General features: G+C 67.0%; 20 protein-coding genes. 10 read left to right on the top strand and 10 right to left on the bottom strand.

Annotation, left to right across the window (positions count from 1 at the left end; genetic code table 11):
* Window positions 1–1,218, bottom strand: a complete 1,218-nt coding sequence (locus PI87_RS19970) for a hypothetical protein (RefSeq protein WP_039599604.1) — start codon at window positions 1,216–1,218, stop codon at window positions 1–3.
* A 286-nt stretch (window positions 1,219–1,504) separates the two neighbouring features.
* Here PI87_RS19970 and PI87_RS19965 point away from each other — a divergent pair, with 286 nt between their 5' ends.
* A complete protein-coding gene (locus PI87_RS19965) occupies window positions 1,505–1,726 on the top strand; it encodes a hypothetical protein (protein WP_039599480.1) in 222 nt (73 codons plus the stop codon).
* A gap of 51 nt (window positions 1,727–1,777) precedes the next feature.
* Window positions 1,778–2,005 carry a hypothetical protein gene (locus PI87_RS19960; RefSeq protein ID WP_039599479.1) on the top strand — a complete coding sequence of 76 codons (228 nt, stop codon included), beginning with the start codon at window positions 1,778–1,780 and terminating at the stop codon, window positions 2,003–2,005.
* 64 nt (window positions 2,006–2,069) lie between these two features.
* Here PI87_RS19960 and PI87_RS19955 read toward each other — a convergent pair whose 3' ends face one another.
* Complete coding sequence (locus PI87_RS19955; RefSeq protein WP_039599478.1) at window positions 2,070–2,786, bottom strand: glutathione S-transferase; 717 nt, start codon at window positions 2,784–2,786, stop codon at window positions 2,070–2,072.
* 83 nt (window positions 2,787–2,869) lie between these two features.
* On the opposite strand from PI87_RS19955, the gene PI87_RS19950 reads away from it, so the two are divergent.
* Entirely contained in the window at window positions 2,870–4,135 is a 1,266-nt protein-coding gene (locus tag PI87_RS19950; protein WP_039599477.1) for an MFS transporter, read from the top strand.
* A gap of 87 nt (window positions 4,136–4,222) precedes the next feature.
* Complete coding sequence (locus PI87_RS19945) at window positions 4,223–6,487, top strand: mechanosensitive ion channel family protein (RefSeq protein WP_039599603.1); 2,265 nt, start codon at window positions 4,223–4,225, stop codon at window positions 6,485–6,487.
* A gap of 275 nt (window positions 6,488–6,762) precedes the next feature.
* Here the strand turns inward: PI87_RS19945 and PI87_RS19940 are convergent, their stop codons facing one another.
* A complete protein-coding gene (locus tag PI87_RS19940; protein WP_039599476.1) occupies window positions 6,763–7,809 on the bottom strand; it encodes a porin in 1,047 nt (348 codons plus the stop codon).
* A gap of 262 nt (window positions 7,810–8,071) precedes the next feature.
* On the opposite strand from PI87_RS19940, the gene PI87_RS19935 reads away from it, so the two are divergent.
* Window positions 8,072–8,935 (top strand): MurR/RpiR family transcriptional regulator, encoded by an 864-nt coding sequence (locus PI87_RS19935; RefSeq protein ID WP_039599475.1) that lies wholly within the window; start codon window positions 8,072–8,074, stop codon window positions 8,933–8,935.
* Window positions 8,936–8,977: 42 nt separating this feature from the next.
* Here the strand turns inward: PI87_RS19935 and PI87_RS19930 are convergent, their stop codons facing one another.
* Window positions 8,978–9,778: a PepSY-associated TM helix domain-containing protein gene (locus tag PI87_RS19930; protein WP_039599474.1), complete on the bottom strand. Its 801-nt coding sequence runs from the start codon at window positions 9,776–9,778 to the stop codon at window positions 8,978–8,980.
* Window positions 9,779–9,868: 90 nt separating this feature from the next.
* Entirely contained in the window at window positions 9,869–10,819 is a 951-nt protein-coding gene (locus PI87_RS19925; RefSeq protein ID WP_442965504.1) for a helix-turn-helix domain-containing protein, read from the bottom strand.
* 104 nt (window positions 10,820–10,923) lie between these two features.
* On the opposite strand from PI87_RS19925, the gene PI87_RS19920 reads away from it, so the two are divergent.
* Complete coding sequence (locus tag PI87_RS19920) at window positions 10,924–11,844, top strand: alpha/beta hydrolase family protein (protein WP_039599472.1); 921 nt, start codon at window positions 10,924–10,926, stop codon at window positions 11,842–11,844.
* Window positions 11,845–11,856: 12 nt separating this feature from the next.
* On the opposite strand, the gene PI87_RS19915 is transcribed toward PI87_RS19920, so the two are convergent.
* A complete protein-coding gene (locus tag PI87_RS19915; protein ID WP_052321642.1) occupies window positions 11,857–12,663 on the bottom strand; it encodes a MipA/OmpV family protein in 807 nt (268 codons plus the stop codon).
* A 192-nt stretch (window positions 12,664–12,855) separates the two neighbouring features.
* Between PI87_RS19915 and PI87_RS19910 the strand changes: the two genes are divergently transcribed.
* Entirely contained in the window at window positions 12,856–13,587 is a 732-nt protein-coding gene (locus PI87_RS19910) for a response regulator (RefSeq protein ID WP_039599471.1), read from the top strand.
* A 3-nt stretch (window positions 13,588–13,590) separates the two neighbouring features.
* Window positions 13,591–14,907: an ATP-binding protein gene (locus tag PI87_RS19905; protein ID WP_039599470.1), complete on the top strand. Its 1,317-nt coding sequence runs from the start codon at window positions 13,591–13,593 to the stop codon at window positions 14,905–14,907.
* On the opposite strand, the gene PI87_RS19900 is transcribed toward PI87_RS19905, so the two are convergent.
* The gene (locus PI87_RS19900; protein ID WP_039599469.1) at window positions 14,904–15,707 is read right to left on the bottom strand and encodes an AraC family transcriptional regulator; all 804 of its coding nucleotides are present in this window, start codon (window positions 15,705–15,707) and stop codon (window positions 14,904–14,906) included. The genes PI87_RS19905 and PI87_RS19900 overlap by 4 nt on opposite strands.
* Before the next feature lie 192 nt (window positions 15,708–15,899).
* On the opposite strand from PI87_RS19900, the gene PI87_RS19895 reads away from it, so the two are divergent.
* A complete protein-coding gene (locus tag PI87_RS19895) occupies window positions 15,900–17,087 on the top strand; it encodes an ABC transporter substrate-binding protein (RefSeq protein WP_039599468.1) in 1,188 nt (395 codons plus the stop codon).
* 6 nt (window positions 17,088–17,093) lie between these two features.
* Here PI87_RS19895 and PI87_RS19890 read toward each other — a convergent pair whose 3' ends face one another.
* The 3 genes from PI87_RS19890 to PI87_RS19880 are packed head-to-tail and all read right to left on the bottom strand — an operon-like array spanning window position 17,094 to window position 20,436.
* Window positions 17,094–17,885: a GNAT family N-acetyltransferase gene (locus PI87_RS19890; protein WP_039599467.1), complete on the bottom strand. Its 792-nt coding sequence runs from the start codon at window positions 17,883–17,885 to the stop codon at window positions 17,094–17,096.
* Window positions 17,886–17,893: 8 nt separating this feature from the next.
* Window positions 17,894–19,195: an MFS transporter gene (locus tag PI87_RS19885; protein ID WP_039599466.1), complete on the bottom strand. Its 1,302-nt coding sequence runs from the start codon at window positions 19,193–19,195 to the stop codon at window positions 17,894–17,896.
* Window positions 19,196–19,203: 8 nt separating this feature from the next.
* Entirely contained in the window at window positions 19,204–20,436 is a 1,233-nt protein-coding gene (locus tag PI87_RS19880) for an AGE family epimerase/isomerase (protein WP_039599465.1), read from the bottom strand.
* Window positions 20,437–20,636: 200 nt separating this feature from the next.
* Here PI87_RS19880 and PI87_RS19875 point away from each other — a divergent pair, with 200 nt between their 5' ends.
* Window positions 20,637–22,274, top strand: coding sequence for a glucan biosynthesis protein (locus tag PI87_RS19875; RefSeq protein WP_039599464.1), 1,638 nt, complete (start codon window positions 20,637–20,639; stop codon window positions 22,272–22,274).
* Window positions 22,275–22,352: the final 78 nt, after the last annotated feature.

The following is a 22,352-nucleotide window of genomic DNA, read 5'->3' as shown; positions in this document are numbered from 1 at the left end:
CTAGCGGCACTGATCGACCGCGTTGGCCGGCTGCACCTTGGCTGGGTCAAAGCGCAACTGCTCCAGCCCTTTCTCCGTCAGCGAGAGCCAATCAAGCGAACCCGAGGTGCGCTGCAGCCCGATGCTGCCCACCGGCCGCCATTGCACCGATTTGCCATCCGCGTTCATCAGCGTGCCGGACAGCGTGAGCGAATCCGGCCCCGCTTGGAACTGCAGCAGACGGCCATCGGCGGCGGGCGTGTAGGCGGTGCTCTGGTTCACGGCGATGCCTGCTTCGCGCACTGTCGCCGGCATGCACGAAATGGACGCGCGCACCTTGCCCGTGCTGTCGATCAGATCGGCAAAGCCGTTGCCCTTGGCGACACCCACCAGCAGGAAGCGCTCGACCGCCGGCAGCCATGTGACGCTGTAGGTGTAGTACTGCAGATGCTTGTGCAGAAGCTGCTCGCCGGTGACGCGCCCGCTCACCGGGTCGAAGACAGCGATCTTCAAGTTGGCCTCGGTCTGCCCGGGCACGAACTGCTGCCAGGCCAGCAGCGCGTGCGTATTGCCACCCGCGATCATGGGCCACCATTCGCGGCGTTCGTCGGCGATGTTGACGTCGTGCAGGCGGCGGCCGTGCCCGTCGTACACCTTCACGTAGACGCCGTTGCCGCTGCCCAGGTTGTCGACGCCGCCGCCGTTGATCCAGCCATCGGAATAGAACACCACAAAGCGGTCACCCACGGCAGTGATGTGGCCCGAGTGCCCGCCCGATTCCACCTGCTGCGGGTACGGTTTGATCGGGCGCAGCGCGGTGTTGTAGATGCCGTAGCGCTGCGTGACGTTTTCCGTTGTGTTCCAGCCGTCTTCGAACGACACCATCACTTGGCCCGCACGGTTGCGCGCTACGGTCACGGGCTCCTGCGCTTCCGGTTTCTGGATGAAGATGCGCGGCGCGTCCAGCACCCCCGTATCAGCATGCCATTGGGCCACGTACACATCGTGCGGCCAACTGCCGTTGCGATCGGCGCCGCGCGGCGGCAGGCCCGAGGCACTGAAGAACACGTTGAAGGTGTTGGCTGCAGCGGCGGGCACGGCGCCAATGCCATGCATGTATTGGCGCGGGTCGGGCGTGCCGGCCAGGGCCAGGGTGGGCACGGCCAACGTGCAGGCCAGGCAGGCCAGGCCCAGCAGCGTGCGCTGCAGGAACGGTGGGCGGGACGTCGGGCGGGGCATGCGGTGCTCCATAGGCGGCGCTCCATCAGGGGCAGGGGGGTGCAAGGGGAGTAGCAATTGCGGAACCCATTGGGCCGCAGCCCCGCGTTGAAGTTGCTGCGCGAACGGGGGAGCCCGTTCGGGGGAGGGTGGGCACTAACCCCCTCGCCAAGGCAATCAAGTTTCGGTCCTGCCTGCCGTTCTCATGGGCAAGAGCGGAACCGATTCCGCCGATCCCTTCCCCAGCACGGTCAGAGTGGGCCTAAGCCCGCCGCCCTCCGCGCTAAAACCGACCAACGAGAACAACATGACCCAGCAAGTCAGCAGTGAGTCGAGCCGCCGATGGCGCAGTGAAGTGACGGAGGCGCTATCTACCGTGCGGCAGCAGTTTGGTGTGTCTGCGCAAAGCCTGCCGCGTGAGGCGCTGATCGCCGCGCTGACGGATGCCATCTGGGCGCAGCGTGCTGCCTATGCGCGCATGCGCGAAACGCTGGTTGTGCAGACCGAGTTGGCTGACGAATCGATGTGACCTGTGTGAGCCGGTGCGCCGCATGGGCGTTTTCTTCTAGTAGGTGATGTGATGCGGTACTGCGGTTCACTGGATTTGGAACATCTGCTGCGCCAGCCGTTTGCCCAGCTCGGCCGCCTGGTGCGTGACGCCGAAACCGGGCAGCCCCTGCCCCCGGTCGAGGTGGCCGCACGCGCGGTGCTGCTGCGCGCCGCCGGTTACGAAGTCATGCCGATGTGCACACATCACGACCATCGCGGCTTCTGTCTCGGCCACGTGGATCAGCCCATCGGGGTGTAGGCGCTGCGCGTGTGCGCAGATGTGCACCAGATGTTGGAGAGAACCCGGCCTCGCGCCGGGTTTGTCATTTCAGCGCGTCCAGTTCCGGGTAGTGGCGGAAGATGCCCATCGTGTTGAATGGAATGCGCCGTGGGGATTGCAGATAGGCCGCAATGTTTGGCTGCGCGGCCACGCGGTCGTGCAGGGCCACGAGGCGTGGCAGGCTGCGTTCATAGCGCTGCATGTGGCGCGGGAACGCATAGCGCAGCCCGGCCACGATCTGGAACAGCGATAAGTCCACATACGTGAGCGTGTCACGCACCGCCCAGGTCGGGCCAGCGGGGTTGCGATCGAGCACGCGCTCGAAGTAGTGCAGGAACTTGGGCGCGCGGTGGGTCAGGAAATCCTGTGCGCGGCGCAGCGCTTCGGTCTGCTGGTCTTCGTAGTATTCACACGAGGCGATCGGGTGGTGCGTGTCGTGAATCTCCACCACGAAGTCGGCAATCGTGAGTTGCAGGCCGTGTGTCCACAAGCCGCCGGCTTCGTCCTGCGGCGCCAGGCCGTAGTGCTGGCCCAGGTAGAGCAGGATGTTGGCCGTCTGCGCAATCACCAGTGGGCCGACCACCAGAAACGGCGGCGCGAACGGCGGCGTGGCAATCCCGGCATCGTCGAAGAAGGTTTCGATGGCGGCGTCGTCTTCGCGGCCGAGGTCGATGTAGGGCACTGCCGCCTGTTCGAGCGCGAGGCGGACAAATTCACCGCGGCCCTGGATCTCGGGCCAGTAGTAGAGCGTGGTTTGCATGGTCGATGCCGCGTCGCAGCAGAAAGAGGGGCTGCGAACGATAATAGGCGGTCGCCCCTGCGCTTGTTCTCCATTCTCCTGCTGTGACCGCCCCGTCTTCCAACGCGCCTGCCGCGGCGCCTGCCATCGAACCTGCCGATCCGTCCCGCTGGCTGGTCCGGGGGCATCCTGGTTATCTGCGTGCCAATCTCGCGCTGTTTGCCGCAGGCTTCTCTACCTTCTCGCTGCTGTATTGCGTGCAGCCGCTGATGCCGCTGCTGGCACATGACTTGGGCCTCACGCCCGCGCAGACGAGTCTGGTGTTGTCGGTGTCGACCTTGCTGCTGGCGTTTGCGATTCTGTTTGCGGGGCTGCTGTCGGAGTCGATCCATCGCAAGACGCTGATGGGCGGATCGCTGGTGCTGTCGTCCGGGCTCACGCTGCTGGCGGCGGTGCTGCCCGGCTGGCATGACCTGTTGATCACGCGTGCGCTGCTGGGCATCGTGCTGGGCGGGGTGCCGGCAGTAGCGATGGCGTATCTGGCCGAGGAGGTGCACCCGCAAGGCCTGGGTATGGCGATGGGCCTGTATGTGGGCGGCACGGCTTTCGGCGGGATGGCCGGGCGCGTGCTGACCGGCGTGGTGGCGGACCACACGGGCTGGCGCATCGCCATGGGCGTGACCGGTGCGCTGTGCCTGCTGGCTGCGCTGGTCTTCATCTGGCTGCTGCCGCCGTCGCGCCGCTTTGTGCCGCGCAAGGGTGTCGCGCTCGGCGACTTGTTTGACACGCTCGCCGCGCATTTGCGTGAGCCGGGGCTGCGCGCGCTGTTCGCCATGGGCTTCCTGCTGATGGGCGGCTTCGTCACGATCTACAACTACGCGAGCTTCCACCTGCTCGACGCGCCGTACGCGCTGAGCCAGACAGCGCTCGGGGGCATCTTCATGGTGTACCTGCTGGGCATCGTTGCGTCTGCGTGGTTCGGGCGCATGGCCGATCGGCATGGGCGCGGCCGCATGCTGTTGACGGGCACGGCGTTGATGTCAGCCGGCGTGCTGTTGACGCTGGCGGCACCGCTGGTGCTGGTGATCGGTGGGATTGCGCTGCTGACCTTCGGTTTCTTTGGTGCGCACGCGGTGGCCAGCGGCTGGGTCGGGCGCCGCGCGCAGCGGGCCAAGGGGCAGGCTGCTGCGCTGTACCTGCTGGCGTACTACCTGGGTTCGAGTGTGATCGGCACGACTGGCGGCAAGCTGTATGCCCCGTGGGGCTGGCCCGGCGTAGTGGCACTGGTGACGGCGCTGATGCTCTGCGCGCTGGGCACAGCCGCCTGGCTGTGGCGGCGCGCGCCCATGCCGCCCGGCGCCAAGCGTTGAGGCTGCACGCACCGCGCCAACGGATGAGGCGCGGAGGAATTCGGGTATGGTGCAGTGTTCCGTGTCTGCACGATCGCATTCCTCATCATGCGCACCCACTTCCTGTTTCTGACGCGGCGGCTGCCGCTGCTGGGGCTGTTTCTCCTGATGCTGGGGGCTGCACATGCTGCACCCGCGTCGTTCTCCAAACTGGCGGGGCTACCTTCTTCCGGCGGTAGCGCCTCGGCGCCGGTGGCCACGCCTGCGCAGACGCGCGAATCGCTTGACGCTGTCATCACGCTGCTCGACAACGATCAGCAGCGCGCTTCGCTCGTCAATGAACTCAAGCAGTTGCGCGATGGCGTGACCGCGCAGCAGAAGGAGCGAGCCGAGCAGGCGCCGGGGTTGCTCGGCGCCGTAGCCTCGCTGATCGAAAACGGCTCCGTGGCGGCGGATGTGGAATCCGGCGCGCCGCACTACTGGAAGCGCCGCATCGAGGCAGCCAGCGGCAACGTCAGCCTGCTCGTCGCGCCCGAGAAGTTCACGCGCGTCGTGGCCGACTTTGCCAGCACGATCGCCTTCTGGGCGGCGATCGCGGGGAGCCTGCTGGGCCTCGGCTGGTTGCTGCGCCGCGTGTTCGGTATCCAGGCCGGGCTGGGCGCCCACCCGACCACGCGCGCCTTGTTTGTCGACGCACTGCGCAAGATCGGCCCGTGGGCCGTGTCGTTTGTCGTGCTGATGCGGTGGGAGCACGAGGCCACGCCGGGCTTTGTGCTGGCGGTGGTGCTGGCCTACGCCATCGTGTGGGGTTCGATCATCACGGCGGGCGTGGCGATGCTGTTCTCGCTGTTTGCCGGCAGTGCGCACCGGCGTGTGGCGGTGGAATACCTGCTCAAGCACGGCATGTGGCCGATCTTCCTGACCGCCTTGCTGGGCGCCTGTGGTGATGCGCTGGTCGACCCGCGCGTCGCGCTGCAATTGGGCGGCTCGCTCAGCCTGCTGCTGGCCACCGTCTGCAACGTGGTTTCGTCGATGATGCTGGCGGTGGGCGCGCTGTGGGCGCGGCGACCGATCGGCCAATTGATCACCAACCGGCCGCTGGAGCTGCGTCAGGGCGAGCACGCCGGCAACGAGTTCCGCCGCCTGATCGCTGCGCTCTGGCCGGTGCCGGTGGTGGTGCTGGCAGGCGTGACGGTGGCCGCCACGCTCACCATGCCTGACAACGTTGATGCCATTTCGCGCCGCGCGGTGATGACGTCGTTGCTGCTGGTGGCAGCGTTCTTCCTGACGGCAGTGGTGCGTCCGCGCGCGAGCTGGCGCTCGCATCTGCGGTTGGCGCGCAGCTCGCCGTATGTGGCGCGGCTCAAGCATTTCTTCACGGCGCTGGTGCAGCTCGGCATCTGGATCGTCTTCGTCGAGCTGGTGCTGCGCGTGTGGGACCACACGCTGGTGGAGGTGACGCACAGCTCGGTCAACGGACGCCGCATCGCCGATGCCATGGCAGGGCTGATCAGCACCGTGTTTGCCACCTGGCTCGTGTGGATCCTGCTGGATACGGCGATTCTGCGGGCGCTGTCGCCGGCCACGTCGCGCGGGCAGCCCAGCACGCGGGCGCGCACCATTCTGCCGCTGCTGCGCAATGCCCTGAAGGTGGTGCTGGTGGTGACGGCGGGCATTGGCGTGCTGGCCAACTTGGGCGTGAACGTGACGCCGCTGGTGGCCGGTGCCGGGGTGATCGGTCTGGCGGTGGGGTTTGGCGCGCAGTCGCTGGCGCAGGATTTCATTACCGGCATCTTCATCCTGATGGAAGACACCATTAGCGTGGGCGATGTGGTGGATGTGGGGGTGGCTTCGGGCACCGTCATCAACCTGACCATCCGCACGGTGCGGCTGCGCGATGGCACGGGCGCGGTGCTGTCGATTCCGTTTAGCCAGATCAAGACCGTGCGTAACCTGTCGCGCGACTACTCGTATGCGGATTTCGAGGTGCGTGTGGCGATGGACGCTGAACCGCAGCAGGCGATCGACCTGGTGCGTGCGTCGGCCGATCAGATTGTTGGTGAGCCGCGTTTTGCCTACACGCTGCTGGGCGGTGCTGAGGTGTTTGGTCTGGACCGCTTTGACGGTGGCGCGATGATCGTCAAGGGGCGGTTCAAGACGCGGCCGCAGAAGCAGGCTGAGGTGCTGCGCGCTTTTAACGTCGTGCTCAAGGATGCGTTTGATAAGGCGCATGTGCCGCTGGCTACGCCGGCGACGGTGTTGCGGACTTCTGCGGCGTTTGAGCAGTGGATGACGCAGGTGGCGCCGGGTGGGGAGAAGGGGGATCGGGTGCCGCCGGCTTCCAGCGAACCGCCCGCAGCTGCGCCGGCGTAAGGGCGCTGGTGGTTTGCTTCCCTTTCGTCCCCTGCCGGGGCCGACTCACTTTCTTTGTCTTGCCAAAGAAAGTAAGCAAAGAAAGGCGCGCCCGAGATGGCGACTTCCCCTTGAATTTCTGTAACCGTGCGGAGAAGGAGGCAAACTCGCTTCGCTCAAACAAGCCTCCTTCTTTTTTCCGCCCGCTTACAGAAATTCAAGGCGCCATCTAGGGCAGGAACGTCAACAGCCAAACCGTCTGGGCGCATGCGTTGGCGCCCAGGCCGTGTGCTGGCTTAGAACCCGTGGCGCATGCCGACCATCACGCCCGTCTGCGAGGACTTCGGCAACGCGGCTGCCAGCACGGTGCCGGCATCCTTCTCGTGGGTGTAGTCCATGCCGACGTACAGCCACGTTCGCTTGCTGACCACGTAATTCATGATCGCGTAGGCGGTGTAGCGCAGGCCGTCGGGGTTGCGCTGGCGCGTGGCCATGCCGCCTACCACCAGGTTGTATTGGCTGCTGAAGTCGTACTTCACGCCGCCCAGGATCAGGTCGTTCTTGGTGGGGGTGCCGTCGCGGTAGTTGATGTAGCCGAGCATCAGCTTGGCAGGACCGACCTGTACGCTGCCGCCGGTCGTCCACGTGCGGGTGGCGACCGACAGCAGGTCCTTCTGCTGCTCCCACGCGCCGCCAAAGGTGAACGGGCCGCTGCCGTAGTTGAGCGACAGCGCGCTGTAGTTGCCCGCCGAGAACGCACCCGCCTGCTCGCCCATGCCGACCATCACGCCGGGGCGCCAGCCGTTGAAATCGCCCACGTACTTGACCGAGTTGTCGATGCGCACACCGGTGGCGGTGACGTGCCAGGCGGTCGCGCCCAGGTTGCCGATGGAGAGTGCGTCGTACTGGCCGGCGGTGTTGAAGACGAGGTTTTCCTGACGTCCGAACGTGAGCGCGCCGAAGCCGCCTTCCAGGCCTACATAGGCCTGACGCCCGAACAGGCGCGAGGTGGCCGGCGTGACCGGCTTGTAGCCGCCCAGGCCCATGTCGTTGGTGGAGCCCACGCCCGTGTCTGGCGCGAAACCGCTGACCAGGTGGAACACTGCCTTCAGCCCGTTGCCCAGGTCTTCCGAGCCGCGAATGCCGAAGCGGCTGCCGCTGTAGTAGCCGCCAACCTCTTCTGCCTTGCCGTGGCCGGCGGCGTCGTTGTTGGTGCTGTAGCGCAGGCCGGTTTCCATCACGCCGTACAGCGTGACGTTGGATTGTGCGTGCGCCGCGCCGCAGGCAAGTAGTGCGGCCAGCGTAGCGGCGGATAGCGGAATGGAACGGATTGAAGTGGTCATGCGGCTCCCTTGTCGTTGTATTGCCGGAATGGGTTTCCGGATTGGCTCGGGGGCCGACTCTCGGGCAAGTCTCGCCTGTAAGGGTTGAAGTTACGCGTGCGCCCGTAAAGCGCCGCAGACGCCGCGTGCTGTGTGGGGTTGCCAGTCCTACGCGTGGCGCGCGTAAACCGCAGACTTACAGATTCTTGGGGGTTTTCCCTCGGGCAAGCGGCGTGGCACGGGGCTGCCGCTACACTGGCGACGTTTTTACCCGCGCGTCGCCATGTCCTCGTTCTCCGTGCCCGTACTCAACGCCTTGCGTGACCAACTGCCCGCGCTCTCGCCGGCGCAGCAGGGTGTGGCGCGGCTGATCCTGGAGGCGCCGGAGCTGTCGCTCGAACAGTCGGTGGAGACGCTGGCTGTGCGGGCTGGTGTGTCGATGCCAACCATCGTGCGGATGTGCCAGGCGCTCGGCTTCGAGGGCCTGCGCGAATTCAAGGCGACGCTGGCCGCCGAGCTGGCGCACGCGCAACCGACGCTGCCGGGCCACGTCGGCCGGGCAGACCCGCCCGCGCTGGTGGCAAGCAAGGTCATCGATGGCGCCACGCGCGCGTTGGCCAAGTTGCGCGAGTCGCTCTCCGCCACCCACATCGACGCTGCTGCCGAACGCATCGCGCGGGCACGCCGCGTGGACTGCTATGCCGCCGGTGCTGCGTCGTCGTTCATGGCGAACGACATGCAGTCACGCTTGATGCGGCTGGGGCTGGCGTCCAATGCCTACTTTGATGCGCATTTGCAGCTGGTGTCGGCCGCCATGCTGGGCGCGTCGGACGTGGTGGTGGCGTTCTCGCACGTGGGGCGCATGCCGTATCTGCTGGAGTCGATTGCCTACGCAGCGGAGCAGGGCGCCTGCGTGATCGCCATCACTCAGGCGGGTACGCCGCTGGCCGAGCGTGCGCAGATCGCGCTGACGGTGGATGTGCCGGAGGATGCGGTGATGCGAGTGGGCACCGAGGCGTACCTGGTGCATCTGACGGTCATCGAGATCCTGATGACCTGCGTGGCGCAGCGCCGCGATGAGATGGTGCGGGCGCGGATGCGGGCGATCCAGCGGTTGCTCACAGAACGCAGCGTGGATCGGCCATAAAAAAAGGCGCCACGCGGGCGCCTTCTGCGGCGGATGCGGCGTTCAGAGCCGCGCAATCACCAGCCCGATCGTCAGCACACTCCCCAGCCCGAAGACCGTCCAGCCGACGGTGCGGCGCTTGGTGGTCAGCACCCACAGCCACAGACCCGAGATCGACAGGAAGATCAGGCAGCCGGCCAGCGTATCCACCAGCAGGATCCACGGCACCGTCATGCCGACGCCCTTGTGCAGGTTGTTGAGCGTGGCAAGGAAGCCGTTGTCGGTCTGGCGGACCGACACCGAGTGGTTGCCGGCCCAGTACTCGGCCTGGATCTGTGTGGTGGCGTTGCCGTAGCTGAAGCTCCACTGCTCGGGCTGCATCAGCGGCTTGGCGGTTTCGCGCGGGGCGTCGCCTTCGGCCTTGGGGGCAGCGTCACCGCCGTCCTTGCCGCCCTTGCGGCCTTCCCCCTTGGCAGGGCGTTCGGCCCAGGCGACAGGCTTGGCTTTCTCCACGCGCACGCGGGTGGCAGGCTCCGGAATGCTCAGCGTTTGTTGCAGCCACGCCCCCATGGCTTCAGGCGTGGCCGGCAGCGGGTCGGGCAGGGCGATCTGCGTGTTGGTGCGCTGTTGTGCCACCGGCAGTTTCAGCACCGCGCGGTGGTTCAGCCAGATGCCCGACACACCGAAGATCAGCCCCATCACCGCGCCCCACAACCCGAACCAGCCGTGCGTCTTGCGCAGCCAGCGCACCAGGGTGGCGCGGCGGTTGGCGGGGTGTTCGGCGCGGGCTTTGGCCGGACGGGCGTCTGCCACCGGCTTGATGCCGGGTTCGGCCGAAAGGGGAGGATGCGACAGGTCGGTCATGAGGCACATGGCGACACAGCGGCCGCCGGTGGGGGACAAATCGACCGGCCAATATAAATGAGAATGATTCTCGTTGCAATGTGTGTGCGCTTACAACGTAATACGCTCCAACGCCCGCCGCGACGCCTCGTCCGCCGGATAGAAGCACTCGATGCGCATTTCCTGCAGCCCCGCATCGCGCGGTGTACCCAGCGTGGTGAGCGTGGTGAATAGCGAGATCGTCACACCGTCGCGCCGCAGCGTGACGGGCAGGAAGGGCAGCGGATCGCCGTTGCCGGACGTGGTACCCGCGGGAGACGGCGGCGCCTCGGCCGCCTCAAACAACGCGGGCTGCAGCGCGCGAATGTCATTCAGCAGGCGCTGCGTAGCGGGGTCGATGGCGTGCAGGGCCAGCTCCTGCCGCACGCGCCGGGCGAGGTAGCGGCCCACTTCTTCGCGATTGACGATCGCAGGCCACAGCCCGGTCGGGTCGAACACCAGCTTCATCATGTTGACGGCGCCCGAGTTGCGTTCGGTCCCGCCCTCGGACCGGTCGTCACCGATGGCCCAGCGCATCAGGCGGCGGTGCGCGGCGTTGGCGTCGAGCAGGTGCCAGAAGCGGTCCAGCACGATGGCCGGGTAGGGCGCCTGCTTGTCGAGGATCAGCTTCACCGCGTGGCGCACCGCCTGCATCATCGGCGAGGTCTCGTCAGGCGGCGCGGCCAGGCCCTGCTCCGGATACGCGGGCGCGAAACCGGCCGCCAGCAGCATCTGGTTGCGATGGCGCAGCGGCACGTTCAGCTCTTCGGCCAGTTGCAGGATCATGTTGCGGCTGGGCGCCGCGCGCGCTGATTCCAGAAAACTCACATGCCGCTGCGACACCCCGGCCGCCAGCGCCAGGGCGAGCTGGCTGTAGCCGCGGCGGGTGCGCCAGAAGCGCAGCAATTGCGGGAAGCGGGTCAGCGCCGCTTCGGGCGGCTCGGCACCAATGTGCGCGGCGTCGGCTTCATCGAGCACGCCAACGGATTCGGTGGTGGTCTGGGCTGGTTTCATGTCACCTATTGAAGCAGAGTCGGGTAGCTGCGGCGATTACCTGTCGCGTAATTGTGACCGCCACCCCCGCCGCCCATACTCCCAGCAGACCCCAGCCCAGAGCGGAGTGCCCCATGCAGCGTGAACCGATCGACTATCCCGCCGATGCCCTTGCCACCCGCGAAGACCACGTGCGCACCGCCGACGGCTGGACGCTGCCCGTGACCGTCACGAGCCCCGGCCTGGGCGTACACGGCACGGTGGTGATCTGCTCGGCGCTGGGGGTGCCGCGCCAGTTCTATGGCGCGTTTGCCCGCGGGCTCTGCCTGGCCGGCTGGCGTGTGGTGACCTTCGACTATCGCGGCATTGGGGAGGCGCTGGCCACGGGCCCAGGCACCCCGCACTTTGCGGACTGGGGCCGGCGCGACATCGACGCCGTGCTCAAGTGGGTGCACGACACGCTCGTCCCCGAGGGCTGTGGCGGGCGCAGGCTGGTGGTGCTCGGCCATAGCGCGGGCGGGCAGTTGGCCGGGCTGGCGCCGCACATCGTGCATGCCGATGCGCTGGTGCACGTGGCGGTGTCGCTGGCAAACGCACGGTTGTGGCCCTGGCGCGGGCTGCTCAGCCGGCCGCAACTGGCATGGCTGCTGAACGTGCGGATTCCGCTGGCAGTGGCGCGCGTGCGCAGCGGCATGTTGCCGCTGTCTGCCGTCGGGATGGGGCCAATGGCGATTCCGGCCGCCATCCTGGGCGATTGGGCGCGCTTTGCCCGCCGGCGCGGTTACCTGTTCGCGCCGGGCGCGGGCCTGGATATGTCCCGCTACCCGAGGCTCGCTGTACCGCTGCTCGCCTGGGGTTTTGACGATGATCCGATGGCGCCCGCAGCCGCCATCGATGCGCTGGTCGCGCAGTTTCCTGCCGCCCGCGTCACGCGCCGGCAGGTGGGCGGTGCGGCGTTGTCAGGCAAGGGCGTCGGTCACATGGGCTTCTTCCGCGCAGCGTCGGGGGGGCCTTGGTGGCGCGAAACGGTGGCGTGGCTCGACGCGCTTGCCTGAGCCTGGGCGAACTTAGAACGTGTAGACGACGCCTGTGCCGCCAAAGTAGCTCTGCTTGTTCTGCACGATCGGGCTCTTGGCGGCGTTGCCCAGCAGGCGCGTGGTGCCAACCGCCGTCTGCATGGCCCAGTGACGCGAGAATGCGTGCGTCCAGGCCACCGTCAGCGACGCCGCCTGCAGGCCGCTGCCGGCGTTGTACTGCGCAAAGCCGCTGTTGGCCGATTGCTGCGGCGTCACCCCAAAGTACGTCTGCATGTACTTGCTGGAGCCGAAATGCAGGCTCGGGCTCACGATGATCGTGTCGGTACCCCAGCTCGCCACCGGCGCCGCCACATCGATGTGGCCCGACCAGCCGCGCTCGCGGTTGGTGAGCGGCACTTCCAGCGTCATGCTGCCCTTGGTCTCGCCGACGATCTTGCCGCCCACCGTGAATACGCCCAGCAGCGAGCCCTTCACCGAGCCCATGCCCTTCAGGTAGTCCGAGCCCGGGCGGCCGAAGCGGTTGGTGTCGGAGCGGCCCGGGTCATATGACAGCGCGGCCGAGGCGAACATGCCGTTCAGGAAGCGGATGGCATAGCCTGCACCGCCTTGGGTCGGGTCGATGAACCAGCCGTTGCCGAAATCCGCCCGGAAGCCGGGGCCGGCCGTCACGGTGTACTGCTTGCCGCCCTGATAGCGCGGTGCCACGCCCGCGTTGAGCGACAGCGAATACGACGCATCGTCGGCATACACGGCCGATGGCGCCAGCCAGATGCCGGAGAGCACGGCCAGATACGGAACGGAGAGTCGCGGGGAGAGACGGGAGAGACGATTGAGCACGATAGACCTCTTGTTGGATCTCTTGAGAGAGAGTCCGAAGTCTGGCGAGAGGCCGCGCGCACGTCTGTCTGGAAATTGCCGGGAAGTTGTGCGCAATTGTGCGCGAGTGTTTGCAAGTTTCGCCGCCGCCTCCACTCGCAAGCCGGTCGCCGTACACTGCGGGCCATCAAAAGAAAAACGGGGGTATGAGCGATGACCGACGGGCCGCTCAAGACCAAGGTGCTGCTGATTGAAGACGATGACCGTCTCGCGCAGCTCATCAGCGAATACCTGGGCAACTACGAATTTGCGGTGGAAGTGGTGCGCCGGGGCGACATCGCCGTAGCTGCCGTGCGGGAGCATGAGCCGGCGCTGGTGATTCTCGACCTGATGCTGCCGCACATGGACGGCATGGAAGTGTGCCGGCGCATTCGCGCGTTCTCGCGCGTGCCGGTGCTGATCTTGACCGCGCGTGTGGATACCTACGACCAGGTGGCGGGCCTGGAGATCGGCGCAGATGACTACGTGCTCAAGCCCATCGAGCCGCGCCTGCTGGTGGCGCGTGCCCGTGCGTTGTTGCGCCGTGCTTCACCGGCCACGTCGAGTTCGGAACCCGCGGCGCCGCATGACGACACGCTCGTCTTTGGCGAGCTGGCCATCTCGCCACCCAATCGCACGGTCACCTGGCGCGGCCAACCGGTCGACCTGAAGACGGCCGAGTTCAACCTGCTGCTGATCCTGGCGCGCGCCGCCGGCACCGTGCTCAGCCGCGACGACATCCTCAAGCAGTTGCGCGGCATCGAGTTCGACGGGCTGGACCGCACGGTCGATTCCGGCATCTCGCGCCTGCGCCGCCGCTTTGGCGATGCCTCGCCCGAGCCGCACAAGATCAAGACGATCTGGGGGCGCGGCTATCTGTTCAGCCCCTCCGCCTGGGAGGAGTGAGGCATGCTCAAGTCCCTGCTCAAGCTCTACGCGATGGTGGTGCTGGCGGCCGCGCTGGCGCTGATCGGCGTCAACAAGTCGTTTGTCTGGATGTTCCACGACACGCTCACGCACGGCGAGCGCGAGGTGCGCAAGGGTTACGCCTTCACGCTGCAGGATTATCTGGACCGTGCGGGCCCCGCCGGCCCGACCGGCCGAGATGCCGCACTGGCGCGGCTGAACAACAACGCGTGGGAGCAGTTCAACTTTGTCGATCCGGATACATTGCCCGACCTGTCTGCCCAGCAGCGGCGCGATCTGGCAGACCACAAGCTGGTCTTGATGACCAACGGCCGGGACTACTACCTGCCGTTGCGCGACGGCACGGTACTCCATGCCTACAGCGCGGATATGGACTACCTCGGCATCCAGCTGATCGCGTACTCGCTGATTGCCATTGCGGCGCTGTTGCCGCTGCTGGCCTGGGTCTGGCTGCACTGGCGCGATCTGCGCGCGCTGGAAGAGGCGGCGCGCGGTTTCGGCGCGGGCAAGCTGTCGACGCGGGCGCACTTGCACAAGCGCTCCAACGTGTTTGGCCTGGCGCGCCAGTTCAACGACATGGCCGAGCGCATCCAGGGCTCGATCCAGCACCAGCGCGAGATGATGAACGGCATCTCGCACGAGCTGAAGACGCCGATTGCGCGGCTGGAGTTCGGCATTGCGTTGTTGCAGTCCCCCGTGCCGCCGTCGTCAGAAATGCAGCACAACCTGCGCCTCGATGCCCTGCGCCGCGACGTGCGCGAGCTGGACGAGCTGGTGAGCGAGCTGCTGGCCCTGAGCCGTCTGGAGCAGGGCGCCACACACCTCGTGCTGATGCGCGTGGCGGTGGGCGAGTGGCTCGACAGCGTGGTCGCCAGTGTTGCCAACGATGTGGCCGACCGCCAGCTCACGCTGGCCGTGCACACAGAGGCCGCGCCCACCCACCACGTGTGCGATCCGCGCCTGGTGGCGCGCGCGCTGCTCAACCTGATCCGCAACGCCGCGCGCTATGCGCGCAACACCATCACCGTTCGGCTGGAGACCGGCCACGCCGGTGCGCTGCGCCTGACCGTGGAAGACGACGGCCCCGGCATCCCGGCGCCGGACCGTGCGCGCGTGTTCGAGCCCTTCCTGCGCCTGGATGCCAGCCGCGACCGCCACACCGGCGGCTTCGGCCTGGGCCTGGCGATCGTCCGCCGGATCGCACTGGTGCACGGCGGTGAGATCCGGCTCGACGCAGCAGAGGGCGGCGGTGCGCGCTTTTCGATGCTGCTGCCAGCGATGAGCGAGCCGCCGATCTAAGCGGCGTCGCCCTCCGAGCCCGGCCGGTGCAGGAACGCGCTGGGGCTCTGCCCGAATGCCCGGCGGAACATCGCCGAGAACGCGCTCTGGCTGTTGTAGCCCAGTTCCTGCGCCACACGCGCAAGCGGTATCCCCTTCGACATCATCGGGATGGCGCTGGCCAGCACGGCCTGCTGGCGCCACTGCGAGAAGCTCACGCCCAGTTCTTCACGAAAGCGCCGCGCCAGCGTGCGCTCGCTGGCGCCCACGTCACGGGCCAGGGCATCGAAGGTGAGCGACGTGCCAGGGTCAGCCATGACGCGCTCGCACAGGGCGCGCAGGCGCTTGTCGGTGGGCATCGGCAAGTCCAGCGGTAGCGGGGCGCTCTGGCGTACTTCGTCGAGGATGAGGGCGCCGAGCGCCTGTTCGCGCGCGGGCGGCAGCGGCTGGCGCACGTCCATCGCGGCGATCAGCTCACGCAGCAGCGGTGACACCTCCATCACACGGCACTGCGCCAGCGTGCCCGTCGCCAGGGACGGGTCGGCATAAAGAGTGCGCAGGAACGCCGCCTCGACCACCCACACCTCGTGCTCGATACCGGGCGGAATCCAGATTGCCCGGGAGGGCGGTACCACCCAGGCCGTATCGCCGGCCTGCACGCGCAGCACGCTGTTGTGGCTGTACGCCACCTGCGCCCACGGATGCGTATGGCGCGGAAAGCGTGTGTTGGCCTCCATCTGCCGCGTGTACAGCCGCACCGGATGCGCCGGGGAGGGCGGGGTGCGGCCTTCGATATCGGTGGGCAGGAGGCGCTGTGGCATGACACGTTTGCGACAGAATCGATGCGGTGAGTCTAAAACGCCACCGGCAGGACTTGTCGAAGCCCCTGCGCAATGGCAGGCTATCGCCCGCGTCAGTTATGTTCGACGCGACACAACGACAAAGCGGACCGCCCAGGCGGTCTCGACAAAAAAACGCCGCAGCCCACGAGGCCGCGGTGAAGGGTGCTAGCAATGCAAACGGGAAATCACACGCGCAGCCGGGGGGCGCGCGGAAGGACCTGGCGTGGCCGGCCGTGGGCTGCCGCGCTTGCGGCCTCGCTTACGCTGACTGCGGTGCTCGCGGCGCCTGCCGCCCGCGCCGACATCAGCATCATCCAGTCGTTACCGCTATCTGGCTCACAGGCCACCACGGGGCGCGCGCTCAATGCGGGCGCCCGGCTGTATTTCGACTGGCTCAACCTCGACGGCGGCATCAATGGCGAATACATCCGCCTGGTTGCCCGCGACGATGAGCAGAAGGTCGAGCAGACCGTGCGCAACGTGCGCGACATGGCCAAGATCGACAACCCTGTGGCCGCGCTCACTGTGGTCGGCACCGCCAATGTGGAAGCGCTCATGCGCAACGGCGTGCTGGCCGAGGCGAACCTGCCGCTGGTCGGCCCGGCCACCGGCGCCACCACCATGACCGGCGATCCGTGGGTGTTCCCCATCAAGGCGAGCTACCAGCAAGAGATGGACAAGATGGTCGGCGCGCTGGTCACCATCGGTGTCACGCGCATCGGCGTGCTGTACCAGGACGACGCGTTGGGCAAAGAGACGCTGGCCGGTGTGGAGCGCACGCTCAAGCCGCACAGGCTGACGGTTGCCGCCACGGCCTCGTACCCGCGCAACACGGCCACGGTCGGCCCGGCGGTGGACAAGCTGCTGGGCGCCGACGTGCAGGCGATCTTCCTGGGCGCCACGGCGGAGCCGGCCGCGCAGTTCGTCAAGCAGTACCGGGCGCGCGGCGGCGGGGCGCAACTGCTCGGACTGTCGTCTATCGATCCGGGCATCCTGCTCAAAGTGGCGGGCATCGAGGCGGTGCGCGGCTACTCACTGGCGCTGGTGATGCCCAACCCCGGCAAGAGCGTGAACCCCGTCATCCGTGAATTCAACCGCGCACGCACGGCGGTGGGCGCCAAGGACGTCGACCTGTCATTCCGCGCGGTGGAAGGCTTTGTGGCCGCCAAGGTGCTGGCTGAAGCCGTGCGCCGCGCCGGCCCCAAGCCCACGCGCGACCAGGTGCGCCGCGAGCTGGCCAACCTGCGTAATTTTGATGTGGGCGGCGGGTTTGTTGTGGACTTCTCGGACCGCTCGCGCCCCGGCTCGCACTATGTGGAGCTGGGCGTGGTGGGGCCGAACGGGCTGGTGATTCAGTAAGCCGGTTCAGGCCGGCTGCGCCGGCCCGACGCGGTAGTGATAGGCGTAGGCCTCAACAAAGCCCAGTGAGCGGTACAGGTTTAGCGCCGGCACATTTTCAGCGCTGACCTGCAGATAGGCGATGACCGGCGCATCGGCCGTGCTCCGGGTGCGCGCCCAGCTGAGCATCGCGTCCGTCACGGCACGCCCAAGGCCTCGTCCGCGCACGGCGCTCGCCACGCGCACATCGAACAGGCCGACATACGCGCCGTCCGCCACAGCTAGGCCGATTCCCAGGATGCTTTCGTCCGCATCGCGCAGCGTGATGGCTGCATGCGGGCGCTCAAGCGCGTCGAGCATGGCGCGGCGCGTGGCGCGTCCGTGCGCATTGAGCCCATCGAACTGCGCGAAGGCGTCGTGCCACATATCGGGAATCGTCGTGTCGATGTTGACGGTGATGCCGTCGGACAGTGCAGCCGGTGCCGTGGGGGCAAGCTGCGCTGTCATGACGAGGCTGCTGTCGGTGATGCGGTAGCCGCGCGTTTCGAGCAAGGCGTCGGCCTCGGGCGAGGCCAGTGGTGTGACGCGCACGATGGGCGGGAAACCCGCGTGGCGATAGAAGGATTCAATGCGGTTCAGACGATCCGCATCCAGTGCCGCGCCGGGTGCGCGCGCGTTGGCGGAGTTGGCCCGTTTGGCCAAGCCCCCCGCCATGCGCAGCACCCAGGGGCCGTCTTCGATGTTGTATTCGGGCGGCAGCGCGGCAAAGCCGGCATGCTCAATCGCAACGATGTCGATCAGGCCGCCCGGGTTCTGCATCTTGGCGATCAGGCGGCGGGAGCGGTGCCTGCGCCGTGCACGTGCTTGCCGGCCGGCTTGACGATCGCCAGCGTGGCAATCAGCCCGCACAGTGCCGCGAACGACACCCACACACCCGGCATCGCCTTGTTGCCCGTTTCGTGGATCAGCCACGTGGCAATCGCCGGGGTGAAGCCGCCGAAGATGGCCGTGGCCAGGCTGTACGCCAGCGAGAAGCCGGTGGTGCGCACTTCCGGCGGCATGATCTCGGTGAGCGTGACGACCATCGCGCCGTTGTAGCTGCCGTACAGGAACGACAGCCACAGCAGCACCGTCAGCATGCGGGTGAACGACGGTGCCGCCACCAGCCATTGCATGGCCGGGTAGGCCGTCACCAGCATCAGCACGGTAAAGAGGATCAGCAGCGGGCGGCGGCCGACGCGGTCAGACACCGCACCCATCACCGGCAGCCAGAAGAAGTTCGAGGCACCCACGCACAGCGTGACGATCAGGCTGTCCATGTCCGACAGGTGCAGCACGCTCTTGCCGAAGGTCGGCGTGTAGGCGGTGATCAGGTAGAACGACACCGTGGTCATCACCACCATCAGCGTGCCCGCGCCCACCAGGCGCCAGTTCTGGCCCATCGAGCGGAACACGGCGGCCAGGTCCGGACGGTGCTTGCGCTTCTGGAACTCTTCCGTCTCTTGCAGCGAGCGGCGGATGATGAACAGGAACGGCACGATCAGGCAGCCAATGATGAACGGCACGCGCCAGCCCCACGCGCTCATCTCAGACGGCGGCAGCAGGATCGACATCAGCACGCCCAGCAGCGCGGCAAACATCACCGCCACCTGTTGGCTGGCCGACTGCCAGCTCACGAAGAAGCCCTTCTTGCCCGGGGTGGCGATTTCGGCCAGGTAGACCGACACACCGCCCAGTTCCACGCCGGCCGAGAAGCCTTGCAGCAGCCGCCCGATGAGCACCAGCAGCGGCGCCGCCAGGCCGATGGTGGCGTAGCCCGGTACCAGCGCGATCAGCAACGTGCCGCACGCCATCAATGCCAGCGTGACGATCAGGCCCACGCGTCGGCCGTGGCGGTCAATGTAGGCGCCCAGGAAGATCGCCCCCAACGGCCGCATCAGGAAGCCGGCGCCAAACGTCACCAGCGACAGCATCAGCGAGAGGAACTCGTTGCCGGCGGGGAAGAAGGTGTCCGCAATGGCCTTGGCGTAGTAGCCGTAGACCATGAAGTCGTACATCTCCAGGAAGTTGCCGCTGACCACCCGGAAGATGGCGCGGGCCTTGGATTCGTTGGGGTTATGGGTATGCATGGGGTGCCTCACTCAACAGCTTGGGTACAACGTGAAGGTGACTCGGACAGGGTTGTACGGGCCGCCTCGTAAAAGGTGGTGATGTGGTACGGGGTGCTCGACGGCATGTCGGCGCGCAGGCTCTGGCCGGTGGCGTCGATCACCTCATGCCAGCCGTGCGCGTGCAGGAAACGCGCAGACCACGTCGGCAGCATGTGCGCGAGCATCGCGCCGTGGGTTTCGGTGCACAGCGCGAGGGCGCGGCCGTATTCGGTCTGTGCCCAGATGCGCTGGCTGGCGTCGCGCATTGCGCCATCCAGGCCGAGTGCGAGGCACACGCCCTGCGTGTCCGGGTCGACGCCCAGATTGCAAGCGGCATCGACGGCGCGGCCAAGCGTTTGTGCCAGGTGGCGGCCGGCTTCGGAGCGGGCAAACACGTCGGCGTGCGCACGCACGAGGTAGAACCATTCGAACTGGTGGCCGGGTTCGATGCGGTTGTCGGTGCTCGCCTCATCGATCGGCATTTCCGTGATGCTGCCCGTGCGCGCATCGATGAAGCGCGCCAGGATGCCCTCTGCCAACGTCCGCACGCCGGCCTCGGCCCAGGCGGGTGGTTCGTCCAGCGCAGCGGCGGCCAGGTAGGCCTCGGTCAGGTGCATCACCGGGTTTTGCGTCACACCGGCCAGGGGCGTGGCAAAGGTGGCATCCATGGCGGCCACCGGCAGTGGTGCTGCGCCTGCACGGGCAAAGCGGCGCGCGATCACGTCGTGCGCGTCGTCCATCAGGGCGGCGGCACGCGGGTCGTCGCTCACGGCCAGCCAGTGGGCTGCTGCGAACAGCACGAAGGCGTGGGTATACAGATCCTTGGTGGTGTCCTGCGGAGCGAGCGCGCTGTCAATCGAGAACAGCCAGCCGCCGTTGATCGTGTCGCGAAAGCGCGTGTCGAGCGCATGGCACAGCGCGGCAGCGCGCTCGGCGCACAATGCCTGATGCCGGGTCGAGAGCTGCGTGGCGCGCGCCAATGTATACAGTTGCCGCGCGCAAGCCATGGCGCGGTAGCGCGCGGTGGAGGTCGGCACCAGCACGTCGTTCTCGACGATCAGCGCTTCATAGCAGAGGCCCGCCTGCGCGTTCCAGCCCGGGCCGAGCCACATGGGCAGCAGGACATCGTCGTAGAAACGGTCGAATGCCTCCAGGGCGACCGTCACATCGGACGATTGGGCCGTGTCGGGCAGCGAAGACGTGGAAAACGTAGGAAACATGTGCGCCGTGAGGATCGTGGCGGATGGCCTTAGGCCGGTAGGGCCTGAATTGTGCGCCAATTGAAGAATAGGCGCCACGCGGATCGCCCCCAATCCCGGTTTTGCCGAAGGGTTGTGGGTCCAATGAAAGGTTTCTTGCGGGATGCTGCCTGGGCGGGTGTTTATGCGAAGATGACTCATCTCCGGCTCTGCCTTGATCCATGCATCGTCGCGACCTGCTCAAGCAGTTGGCCGCCGGGCTGCTTGTTGTGGCCCCGGCGCTGACCCCCGGTTTGTCCCGCAGTGCCACGCCTGGCAACAGCGCTGGCAGCCCCCTTGGTGCGCCGGAGCCGTTTGACGAAACCCGCCTGCTGGCGCGCGCCCGTGCCGTGGCCGCCCGGCCCTATCGCCCGCGCAGCACGCAGCTTCCCGCGCCGCTGGCCACACTGGGGTGGGACGGCTACCAATCCATCGGCTACCGCGCTGACCACGCCCTCTGGGCCGGACAGCATCTGCCGTTCGAGGCCCGTTTCTTTCACCTGGGGTTGTTCTTCAAGTCACCCGTGCGCATGCATGAGGTGGTGGATGGCCAAGCCCGGTTGATCGCCTACGACCCGGCCATGTTCGACTACGGCAGGAGCGGGCTGGATCACCAGTCGTTGCCGGCGGATCTCGGTTTTGCGGGCTTCCGGCTGACCACCAAGGCGGATCCGACGCGCGATGTGGCGGCCTTCCTGGGCGCGAGCTACTTCCGTGCGGTGGGCGGGCAGTGGCAGTACGGCATGTCGGCGCGCGGGCTGGCGATCGATACCGGCTTGCCGCGTGCGGAGGAGTTTCCGGATTTCACCGAGTTCTGGCTGGTGCGCCCGGCGGCCGATGCCGACGCGTTGCGGGTTTACGCGCTGCTCGATTCCCCCAGCGTCGCGGGCATCTACCGCTTTGACATCCACCCTGGCGATACGCTGGTGATGGACGTGCAGGCCACGCTCTTCGTGCGCAAGCCGATTGAGCGGCTGGGCATCGCGCCGCTCACCAGCATGTTCCTCTACGGCGAAAACGACCGTACCGACCGCGCGGGTGATCGCCACAGCGCCGCCCGCCGCTGGCGCGCATCGGACTGGCGGCCGGAGATCCATGATTCCGACGGCTTGGCCATCTGGCGCGGTTCGGGCGAGTGGATCTGGCGGCCGCTGGCCAACCCGCCCATGCTGCGCAGCCAGCGCTTTGCTGACGACGACCCGCGTGGTTTCGGCCTGCTGCAGCGCGACCGCAACCCTGACCATTATCAAGACGACGGTGTGTTCTACGAGAAGCGCCCGAGCGTGTGGGTCGAGCCTACACATGGCTGGGGCGAGGGGGCGGTCGAGCTGGTCGAGCTGTCGGCCAACGATGAAACCTTCGACAACATCGTCGCCTTCTGGCGGCCGGCGGTGGCGCCGCATGCGGGGCAGGAGCTGGCCTTCGGGTATCGGCTGACCTGGGGGGCGCAGCCTGCTGCGGCCTCGCCGCTGGCGCGGGTGGTGGCCACGCGTACGGGGATCGGCGGTGTTGTCGGGCAGCCGCGTAAATACTTTTCCTGGCGTTTCGTGGTCGATTTTGCGGGTGGTGAGTTGGCGCGGCTGGGGCGGAGTACGGCTGGGTCTACCGTCGAGCCCGTTATCCGCACCTCGCGGGGGCGGGTGGAAATCGCCTCCGCCCGGCCGCTGGCTAGCATCGATGGCGTGCGCGCGATGTTCGACGTGGTGCCCGATGCCAGCAATGCGCCGATTGAGTTGTCGCTGACGTTGCAATCTGGCGAGCGGTTGCTTTCTGAGACCTGGATGTATCAGTGGACGCCGCCGGTGGATCGGGCGGTTTGAGCGTTTGGGTTTGGCGCTTAATCACCGTGGGTGGTGCATCCCTTGTTTCATCCCCTGCCGGGGCTGACTCACTTTCTT

The sequence above is a fragment of the Ralstonia sp. A12 genome (assembly GCF_000801955.1).
Lineage (GTDB): Bacteria > Pseudomonadota > Gammaproteobacteria > Burkholderiales > Burkholderiaceae > Ralstonia.
Note: the sequence above shows the minus strand (reverse complement) of the source record. Positions and strands in the feature narration are given on the sequence as shown.

Excerpts from the sequence above, each read along its gene's own strand:
- PI87_RS19955 (WP_039599478.1), bottom strand. The coding sequence starts at position 2,786 with ATGCAAACCACGCTCTACTACTGGCCCGAGATCCAGGGCCGCGGTGAA.
- PI87_RS19890 (WP_039599467.1), bottom strand. The coding sequence starts at position 17,885 with ATGCAGAACCCGGGCGGCCTGATCGACATCGTTGCGATTGAGCATGCC.
- PI87_RS19875 (WP_039599464.1), top strand. The coding sequence starts at position 20,637 with ATGCATCGTCGCGACCTGCTCAAGCAGTTGGCCGCCGGGCTGCTTGTT.
- PI87_RS19935 (WP_039599475.1), top strand. The coding sequence starts at position 8,072 with ATGTCCTCGTTCTCCGTGCCCGTACTCAACGCCTTGCGTGACCAACTG.
- PI87_RS19885 (WP_039599466.1), bottom strand. The coding sequence starts at position 19,195 with ATGCATACCCATAACCCCAACGAATCCAAGGCCCGCGCCATCTTCCGG.
- PI87_RS19930 (WP_039599474.1), bottom strand. The coding sequence starts at position 9,778 with ATGACCGACCTGTCGCATCCTCCCCTTTCGGCCGAACCCGGCATCAAG.
- PI87_RS19970 (WP_039599604.1), bottom strand. The coding sequence starts at position 1,218 with ATGCCCCGCCCGACGTCCCGCCCACCGTTCCTGCAGCGCACGCTGCTG.
- PI87_RS19945 (WP_039599603.1), top strand. The coding sequence starts at position 4,223 with ATGCGCACCCACTTCCTGTTTCTGACGCGGCGGCTGCCGCTGCTGGGG.
- PI87_RS19920 (WP_039599472.1), top strand. The coding sequence starts at position 10,924 with ATGCAGCGTGAACCGATCGACTATCCCGCCGATGCCCTTGCCACCCGC.
- PI87_RS19905 (WP_039599470.1), top strand. The coding sequence starts at position 13,591 with ATGCTCAAGTCCCTGCTCAAGCTCTACGCGATGGTGGTGCTGGCGGCC.
- PI87_RS19940 (WP_039599476.1), bottom strand. The coding sequence starts at position 7,809 with ATGACCACTTCAATCCGTTCCATTCCGCTATCCGCCGCTACGCTGGCC.
- PI87_RS19910 (WP_039599471.1), top strand. The coding sequence starts at position 12,856 with ATGACCGACGGGCCGCTCAAGACCAAGGTGCTGCTGATTGAAGACGAT.
- PI87_RS19895 (WP_039599468.1), top strand. The coding sequence starts at position 15,900 with ATGCAAACGGGAAATCACACGCGCAGCCGGGGGGCGCGCGGAAGGACC.
- PI87_RS19880 (WP_039599465.1), bottom strand. The coding sequence starts at position 20,436 with ATGTTTCCTACGTTTTCCACGTCTTCGCTGCCCGACACGGCCCAATCG.
- PI87_RS19900 (WP_039599469.1), bottom strand. The coding sequence starts at position 15,707 with ATGCCACAGCGCCTCCTGCCCACCGATATCGAAGGCCGCACCCCGCCC.
- PI87_RS19960 (WP_039599479.1), top strand. The coding sequence starts at position 1,778 with ATGCGGTACTGCGGTTCACTGGATTTGGAACATCTGCTGCGCCAGCCG.
- PI87_RS19965 (WP_039599480.1), top strand. The coding sequence starts at position 1,505 with ATGACCCAGCAAGTCAGCAGTGAGTCGAGCCGCCGATGGCGCAGTGAA.